The sequence below is a fragment of the Macromonas nakdongensis genome, from assembly GCF_002837145.1.
GTDB classification, from domain to species: domain Bacteria; phylum Pseudomonadota; class Gammaproteobacteria; order Burkholderiales; family Burkholderiaceae_C; genus Macromonas_B; species Macromonas_B nakdongensis.
On sequence record NZ_NWMV01000176.1, the window covers coordinates 1 to 1,277 of the forward strand.

Consider the following 1,277-nt stretch of genomic DNA (forward strand, 5'->3'; position numbering starts at 1 on the left):
GCCCGGCCCAGCAAGCGCCAGCCCGGCAACGCCCGCCACAGGCAGGCAAACGCTGCGCCGCCGCTGTGCAGCCGGCCGTCGGCGTCGCGCACGTGGAAGCGGGCCATGGCGCGCCGGCAGTCCAGGCCGTCGCCCAGCGCGGCGCCCGCGGCGCTCACGTCCACCCAGTGCAGGGCGTCGGCGCCGGCTTGGCGGCGGTAGTGCGCGATCTCGGCGCGGCACAGCGGGCAGCTGCCATCAAAGTAAACCGTGGGGGCGGGGCGTGGGGGCGGTGGCATGGCCGCATCATGCGGCAAAGCCGGCGACCGCGTGCGGCGCGGGCGGGAACATCCGGTATAAACCCGGGCATATGAAAGACACCCTCGTTCTGTACCACGCCGACTGCCCCGACGGCTTTGGCGCCGCCTACGCCGCCTGGCGCGCGCTGGGCGACCGCGCCGACTACCTGCCCTGCCAGCACGGCGGCGCGGTGCCCGCGGTGGCCGGCCGCGACGTGTTCATCCTGGACTTCGCCTTCGACGCCGACGTGATGACCCGCCTGCGCGCCGAGGCCCGTTCGATCACCCTGCTGGACCACCACCAGACCGCGCACGACAAGCTGCAGTGCCTGCACTGCGGCCCCGGCTTCAGCCTGCTGTTCGACATGCAGCGCTCCGGTGCCCACCTGGCCTGGGCGCATTTCCACCCCGGGCAGCCGGTGCCGCACCTGATCTCGCGCATCGAGGACCGCGACCTGTGGGACTGGGCTTACCCCGACACCCGGCCCTTCCTGGCGGCGCTGGACGCGCTGGATTTCGACTTTGAACAATGGGCGCGTTTCCACGAGGCCGCGGAAGACCCGGCGCAGCGGGCGCAGATCGTGGCGCGTGGCCAGGCCGTGGTGGACCGCTTCGCCCAGCAGGTGCAGACGCTGGCCGAAGGCGCTTTCCCGCTCGACTTCATGGGCCACCGCGTCTGGGCGGTGAACGCGCCCAGCGAATTCACCAGCGACCTGGGGAATGTGCTGGCCGAGCGTTCCGGCACCTTCGGGGTGATCTTCCGCATCGACTCGCCCACGGTGGTCAAGGTCAGCCTGCGCGCGGTGCGGCCGTTCGACGCCAGCGCGCTGGCGGTGCCCTTTGGCGGCGGTGGCCACCCGCAGGCCTGCGCCTTCCGCCTGGGCCTGGCCCAGTTGCCCGCGCTGCTCGACGGCAGCCTGCGGCCGTGACCTCGGCGCCCTGGGATGGCTCGGCTGGCGTGTCGCTGCACGGCGTCACCCTGGTGCGCGGCCGCACCAC

At 73.0% G+C, this 1,277-nt stretch carries 2 protein-coding genes; one reads left to right on the forward strand and one right to left on the reverse strand.

The annotated features are described in order from the left end of the window. On the reverse strand, window positions 1-278 hold a 278-nt coding region (locus CON77_RS14995), incomplete at its 3' end, for a thiol-disulfide oxidoreductase DCC family protein (RefSeq protein ID WP_101050412.1). A 71-nt stretch (window positions 279-349) separates the two neighbouring features. Between CON77_RS14995 and CON77_RS15000 the strand changes: the two genes are divergently transcribed. Next, complete coding sequence (locus tag CON77_RS15000; RefSeq protein ID WP_101050414.1) at window positions 350-1,207, forward strand: DHH family phosphoesterase; 858 nt, start codon at window positions 350-352, stop codon at window positions 1,205-1,207. Window positions 1,208-1,277 lie beyond the last annotated feature (70 nt).